The following is a 5,829-nucleotide window of genomic DNA, read 5'->3' as shown; positions in this document are numbered from 1 at the left end:
CTACCCGCGGTCCAAGGCGCACGCCGCCCTGATGTTCCACACCGGGGCCTCCCTGCCCGACCCGGAAGGACTGCTCGAGGGGGAGGGAGAGACCTCACGTGTCGCGAGGTTCGCCGACCTCGCCGACCTCGCGCGCAAGCGGCGGGCGCTCCAGGAGCTCGTGCGCGCATGGGTCGACCGGCAGGGGCGCTAGGCAGGGGCGCTGGGCCGGGGCGCTGGGCCGGCGGCGTCACGGGTGACGGGTGCGAGGGCCGGGGTCGTCCGCACCCCCGGGCGATGCTCCGCCTGGTCCGGGCCGTCAGGCGAGCCTGACGGCCCGCAGGACGACGTCCTCGACGTGGTGCGTCGAGGTGGCGCCCCGGGGGCGGGGCCGGGTCTCGCGGACCTCGATCTTCCAGCCCTCCGACGCGTCGATCGCGGCGGCGATCTCCTCGACGCCGACGTAGGCCCCGGGGTCGAACATCCGGGTCTGGCTGGCGACGTCGACCGGCTCGCGCAGCGGGGTGAGGTCGTGGCTGACGACGAGCAGCGTGCCGCCCGGGGCGACGGCGCCCAGCAGGTTGCGCAGCCCGCGCTGGTCGGGGGTGCGCAGGAAGGAGCCGTATTGCAGCGAGACCAGGTCGTAGGCCGCGTCGCCGAAGGCGTTGGGGGCGTTGGCGTCGGTGCGCAGCAGGGCGACGGCGACCCCCCGGCGCTGTGCCTCGGCCCCGACGTGCCCGAGGGCGTTCGCCGAGATGTCGGTGGCGGTGACCGCCCAGCCCCGCTCGGCGAGCCAGATCGCGTCGGCACCCTCGCCGGCGCCGACGTCGAGGGCCCGACCGGGCGCCAGGTCCGCGACCTCGGCGACGAGCGTGCCGTTCGGGTTCCCGCTCCACATCCGGTCCTCACCGCCGTAGCGGTGGTCCCAGTCGACCTCTTCGCCCGAGCGCCGGGTGGCGTCGCGCAGGTCCTCCTCGGCGAGGCTGAAGGCGATCGTGGCGCCGACCCGGCTGCCGTGGGCGGCGGACGGCAGCACCTGCAGGGAGGGGTCGGTGACGTTGCCGGCGGCGTAGATCCCCGTGACCGCGGTCTGGCCGGCCTGGTCGACCTCGACCACGTCACCCAGGCCGGTGGGGTGCGGCGTCGTCGTGACGCCGGCGGGTGCGACGGCCTCGGCCCGGGCGTGGAACCGTGGGCCGACCACGACGGAGTCGGCCTCGAGCGTGCGGCCGTCGGCCAGCTCCACGGCGGACACCGCCCCGTCCGGGCCCGTCAGCACGCGCCGCACGCGGTCGCGCACGACCGGCACACCCGCCTCGCCCAGCGCCGCCACGACCGACTGGTCGACGCCGTCGGGGTGGTGGAGCACGACCGTCAGCCGGGTGGTCAGGTGCCGGAGCAGCGGGGTCGGGTGGAGTCCCCTCGGGTGGGTCACGATCTGCACCACGCGCTGGTCGCGCACCTCGAAGCCGTGGCAGAACGGGCAGTGGAGCACGTCCTGCCCCCAACGCTCGGCCAGCCCCTCGACGTCGGGGAGCTCGTCGACGAGCCCGGTGGCCACGAGGACCCGGCGGGCCACCAGCGTGTGGCCACCCGTGAGCTCGACCCGGAACCGGCTGTCGTGGCCGCGGTGGACGGAGAGCGCGCGACCGGGCAGCACCTCGCCGCCGTAGCTGCGCACCTCTTCCCGGCCGACGGCCACCAGCGTCGAGGGAGCGGCACCCTCACGGCCGAGGTAGCCGTGCATGTGCTCGGCCGGCGCGTTGCGGGGGGTGCCGTCGTCCACGACGACCACGGTGCGTCGCTGACGCGCGAGCTGGAGGGCGGCGGCCAGCCCGGCGGCCGAGCCGCCGAGCACCGCCACGTCGCAGTGGCGGACCACGACGGGGTGGGCGGAGTGGTCGTCGGTCTGGTGGTGGCCGTGCTGGTGGTCGGTCATGGAGACGAGGCTAGGCGCGGACGTGCAGTTGGTGAAAGGTCAGTTGCAGAATCCGCAAGCGAGCGCCACGCTGTCCGGGTGAGCACCACGAAGGACGTCGAGGACCTGGCCCGGTCGCGCCTGCGCAGCCTGCGGACCACGCTCGGCTACTCGCTCGAGGAGCTGGCCGCTCGGACGAACCTCAGCCCGTCGACCATCAGCCGGGTCGAGACCGGCAAGCGGACCCTCGGCCTCGACGTGCTGGTGCCCCTGGCCCAGGCGCTGCACGTGAGCCTCGACGTGCTGTTCGAGGTGCCCGGTGACGACGACGTGGTGATCCGCCCGGCCCCGCGCAGCTCGGGCGCTCGGACGACCTGGCCGCTCAGCCGGCCCGGCGGCCGCACGATCGCGATCAAGCAGCGCCTCGAGCCGACCGGTGACCGGCCCGACCAGCGGGTCCACCCGGGGCACGACTGGTTCGTGGTGATCGAGGGCAGGGTGCGGCTGTGGCTCGGCGACCGGGAGATCGAGGTCGGCACCGGCGAAGCCGCCGAGTTCTCCACCATGACCCCGCACTCGATCAGTGCCGTGGACGCGCCCGCCGAGCTGATCATGATCTTCGACCGCGAGGGGCAGCGCGCCCACGTGCACCAGTGAGCACCGTCGGACCCCAGCCCCGCGACCCCACGCCACGCCCGTGACCCGACACGAGGCTGAGCCCGTGCGCGCCGGGTCGACCGGTGGGGCGCCAGGACGGCGTCACGGGTGACGGGTGCGCAGGCGGTTCATCTCCGCCTCGATCTCGCGCTGGCCGGGCTCGGGCGAGACGACGTCCCAGATGTGGAACGCGAGCCCGATGCCCCAGCCGAGCAGCGGGAAGACGGGCCAGAAGAAGCCGGCACCAGTGGCGGCCCAGATCCCCACCAGCAGCAGGTTGACCATCACGTACGCGAGGATGTGCGCCTTGAGGTCGCGCTTGTCCTTGAGCCGTTTGATGGCCCGCTGCCGCAGGTCGCGGTCCTCGAGCGACTCGGGCGGCTGCCACGGTCCCTGGTCACTCGGCCGGTGCTGGTCGGTCATGGCTGATCACCTGTCCTTCGCAACCAGCATGGGTCGCCCGCGGGCCGGTCGGAAGGGGCTTCCGTCCCCTGTGCGGGAAGGGCTTCCGCCCCGCGCGCTGCGGCCCGGCCCGGGTGCCAGACTCGGCGCATGGCGCGGTTCTCCAGCACCACCGACTCCGAGGCGGTCGTCGCGGCCGATCGTGGAGCCATCTGGGCGGCGCTGACCGACCCACAGCTGCTGCCCCGACTGACCCCGCTCCTGCAGCGGATCGACACCGACGGCGACCTGTGGCGCTGGCACCTCCGGCGCATCCCGGTCCTCGGTGTGGTCGTGAGCCCCAGCTTCACGGAGCGGATGGTCTTCTCACCGCAGCAGCGGATCGACTACCGCCACGAGCCTCCGGCCGGGGCGCCGGAGCAGGCCGGCGCCGACGGGTGGTACCGGTTGGATGACGCCGCGGGCGGCACCCGGCTGGCCATCAGCCTCACCCTGCACGTCGACCTGCCGCTGCCGGGCGCGGCGCGACCGGCGGTCGACCGGGTCATGCAGGCGACCCTGCGGCACACCGGTGACCGGTTCGCCGCCAACCTCGAGCGGCATCTGGGCGTGCGGTAGTGACCGGCCCTGTCAGGGGGAGGGGTTGACCCCGTCGCCGCCCGCTCCGGTCGACCAGGCCGGCAGCTCCTGCAGCGCCCACCGGTTCCCGTCGGGGTCGGAGAAGTAGACGAACCGGCCCCACGGCTGCTCGTCGACGTCCGAGGCGTCGACTCCTCTCCCGCGCAGCTCGTCGCGGGCGGCGTCGGCATCCGCGACGACGATCTGCAGGTTGTCGAGGCTGCCGGGGGACAGCTGCGTCAGCCCCTTGCCCAGGGCGATCGAGCAGGCCGAGCCGGGGGGAGTGAGCTGGACGAACCGGACGTCGTCGCTCACGGTGTGGTCGTGGTCGGCCACGAAGCCGACCTTGTCGACGTAGAACTCCTTGGCCCGGTCGATGTCGGACACGGGCAGCGTCACCAACTCCAGTCGCATCTCCATGTACCGACGGTAGGCCCGACCACCGACACGTGGCACCGCCGCTGGGACGGGCAGGGTGGGCGGATCAGCCGGCGCGCAGGCGCTCGCGCTCCTCGCGCAGCGCCTGCACGCGCGCCCAGTAGTCGCGGCGGGTGGCGTCGGCGGGCGGGGGCGGGGCCTCGGCCCCGCCGGGGACGGCTCTGAGGCGGGGGCGCTGCGGCGCGGTCATGCCGTTGGTCATGTCGCAGACGCTAGGACGGACCACCGACAGCGCCCCGGTCGCCGGCGGCCCGGGCCGGACACGGCATACGGGCCGCACCGGCCGGACGCGGCATACGGGCCGCACCGGCCGGACGCGGCATGCGGAGGCCTGGCCGGACGCGGCATGCGGAGGCCTGGCCGGACAGGCCCACGGCGGGAACATCCGCGGCAGATCAGAGGTTGAGTCAATCGGACTCAAGTTTTCGGCCCCGGATTTGCGCAGTGACGCCCCGGGCTCCTAACTTGAGCGCAGGCAACTCAACCAGCACCACGCGCAGCCCAGCCCCCTGGGTCTGACAACGTAAAGGAGCAGCCCCATGGCACGTGCCGTCGGCATCGACCTCGGTACCACCAACTCAGCCGTCGCCGTCCTCGAAGGCGGCGAGCCCACCATCATCGCCAACGCGGAGGGTGGTCGGACCACCCCCTCCGTCGTCGCGTTCTCCAAGGGCGGCGAGGTCCTCGTCGGCGAGATCGCCAAGCGCCAGGCGGTCACCAACGTCGACCGCACGATCCGCTCCGTCAAGCGCCACATGGGCAAGGACTGGAAGTCCCCCGAGATCGACGGCAAGCAGTACACCGCCCAGGAGATCAGCGCCCGCATCCTGCAGAAGCTCAAGCGCGACGCGGAGGCCTACCTCGGCGAGGACGTCACCGACGCGGTCATCACCGTCCCGGCCTACTTCGACGACCACGAGCGCCAGGCCACGAAGGAGGCCGGCGAGATCGCGGGCCTGAACGTCCTGCGCATCATCAACGAGCCCACCGCGGCGGCCCTGGCCTACGGCCTCGACAAGGGCAAGGAGGACGAGCTCATCCTCGTCTTCGACCTCGGTGGCGGCACCTTCGACGTCTCCCTCCTCGAGGTCGGCAAGGACCCGGAGGACGGCTTCTCCACCATCCAGGTCCGCGCCACCAGTGGTGACAACCAGCTCGGCGGCGACGACTGGGACGAGCGGATCGTCAACCACCTCCTGACCACCGTGCGCAACTCCTCGGGCGTCGACCTGTCCAAGGACAAGATCGCGATGCAGCGCCTGCGCGACGCCTCCGAGCAGGCCAAGAAGGAGCTCTCGACCGCGACCAGCACCAACGTGTCGCTGCAGTACCTCTCGATGTCCGAGAACGGCCCGATCCACCTCGACGAGACGCTCACCCGCGCGCAGTTCGAGCAGATGACCAAGGACCTCCTCGAGCGCACCCGGCAGCCGTTCCACAACGTCATCAAGGACGCCAACATCTCGCTGTCCGACATCGACCACGTGGTCCTCGTCGGTGGCTCGACCCGCATGCCGGCCGTGAGCAGCCTGGTCAAGGAGCTCACCGGCGGCAAGGAGCCCAACAAGGGCGTCAACCCCGACGAGGTCGTCGCCGTCGGCGCGTCCCTGCAGGCCGGTGTCCTCAAGGGCGAGCGCAAGGACGTCCTGCTCATCGACGTCACGCCGCTCTCCCTCGGCATCGAGACCAAGGGTGGCCTGTTCACCAAGCTCATCGAGCGCAACACGGCCATCCCGACCAAGCGCTCCGAGGTGTTCTCCACCGCCGAGGACAACCAGCCGAGCGTGCTGATCCAGGTCTTCCAGGGCGAGCGCGAG

General features: G+C 72.6%; 8 protein-coding genes. 4 read left to right on the top strand and 4 right to left on the bottom strand.

Going from position 1 to position 5,829, the window contains the following annotated elements; genetic code table 11:
- A partial coding sequence (locus VIB11_RS15550; protein ID WP_332032357.1) for a DUF1801 domain-containing protein occupies positions 1–193 on the top strand: 193 nt, incomplete at its 5' end.
- Positions 194–298: 105 nt separating this feature from the next.
- Here the strand turns inward: VIB11_RS15550 and VIB11_RS15545 are convergent.
- On the bottom strand, positions 299–1,918 hold the full coding sequence (locus tag VIB11_RS15545) for a bifunctional NAD(P)/FAD-dependent oxidoreductase/class I SAM-dependent methyltransferase (protein WP_332032355.1): 1,620 nt from the start codon (positions 1,916–1,918) through the stop codon (positions 299–301).
- Positions 1,919–1,996: 78 nt separating this feature from the next.
- Here VIB11_RS15545 and VIB11_RS15540 point away from each other — a divergent pair, with 78 nt between their 5' ends.
- A complete protein-coding gene (locus VIB11_RS15540) occupies positions 1,997–2,554 on the top strand; it encodes an XRE family transcriptional regulator (protein WP_332032353.1) in 558 nt (185 codons plus the stop codon).
- A gap of 102 nt (positions 2,555–2,656) precedes the next feature.
- On the opposite strand, the gene VIB11_RS15535 is transcribed toward VIB11_RS15540, so the two are convergent.
- Entirely contained in the window at positions 2,657–2,977 is a 321-nt protein-coding gene (locus tag VIB11_RS15535) for a 2TM domain-containing protein (protein WP_332032351.1), read from the bottom strand.
- Between the two features lie 129 nt (positions 2,978–3,106).
- Between VIB11_RS15535 and VIB11_RS15530 the strand changes: the two genes are divergently transcribed.
- Positions 3,107–3,574, top strand: coding sequence for a CoxG family protein (locus VIB11_RS15530; protein WP_332032349.1), 468 nt, complete (start codon positions 3,107–3,109; stop codon positions 3,572–3,574).
- A gap of 12 nt (positions 3,575–3,586) precedes the next feature.
- On the opposite strand, the gene VIB11_RS15525 is transcribed toward VIB11_RS15530, so the two are convergent.
- Positions 3,587–3,994, bottom strand: coding sequence for a glyoxalase superfamily protein (locus tag VIB11_RS15525; protein ID WP_332032347.1), 408 nt, complete (start codon positions 3,992–3,994; stop codon positions 3,587–3,589).
- Positions 3,995–4,058: 64 nt separating this feature from the next.
- The gene (locus VIB11_RS15520; protein WP_332032345.1) at positions 4,059–4,214 is read right to left on the bottom strand and encodes a hypothetical protein; all 156 of its coding nucleotides are present in this window, start codon (positions 4,212–4,214) and stop codon (positions 4,059–4,061) included.
- Between the two features lie 337 nt (positions 4,215–4,551).
- On the opposite strand from VIB11_RS15520, the gene dnaK reads away from it, so the two are divergent.
- The coding region (gene dnaK, locus VIB11_RS15515) for a molecular chaperone DnaK (RefSeq protein WP_332032343.1) at positions 4,552–5,829 on the top strand (1,278 nt) is incomplete at its 3' end.

It is taken from the genome of Pedococcus sp., from assembly GCF_036554925.1.
Lineage (GTDB): Bacteria > Actinomycetota > Actinomycetes > Actinomycetales > Dermatophilaceae > Pedococcus_A.
The sequence above is the reverse complement of the archived record's forward strand: the minus strand, read 5'-3'. Positions and strand labels throughout refer to the sequence as shown.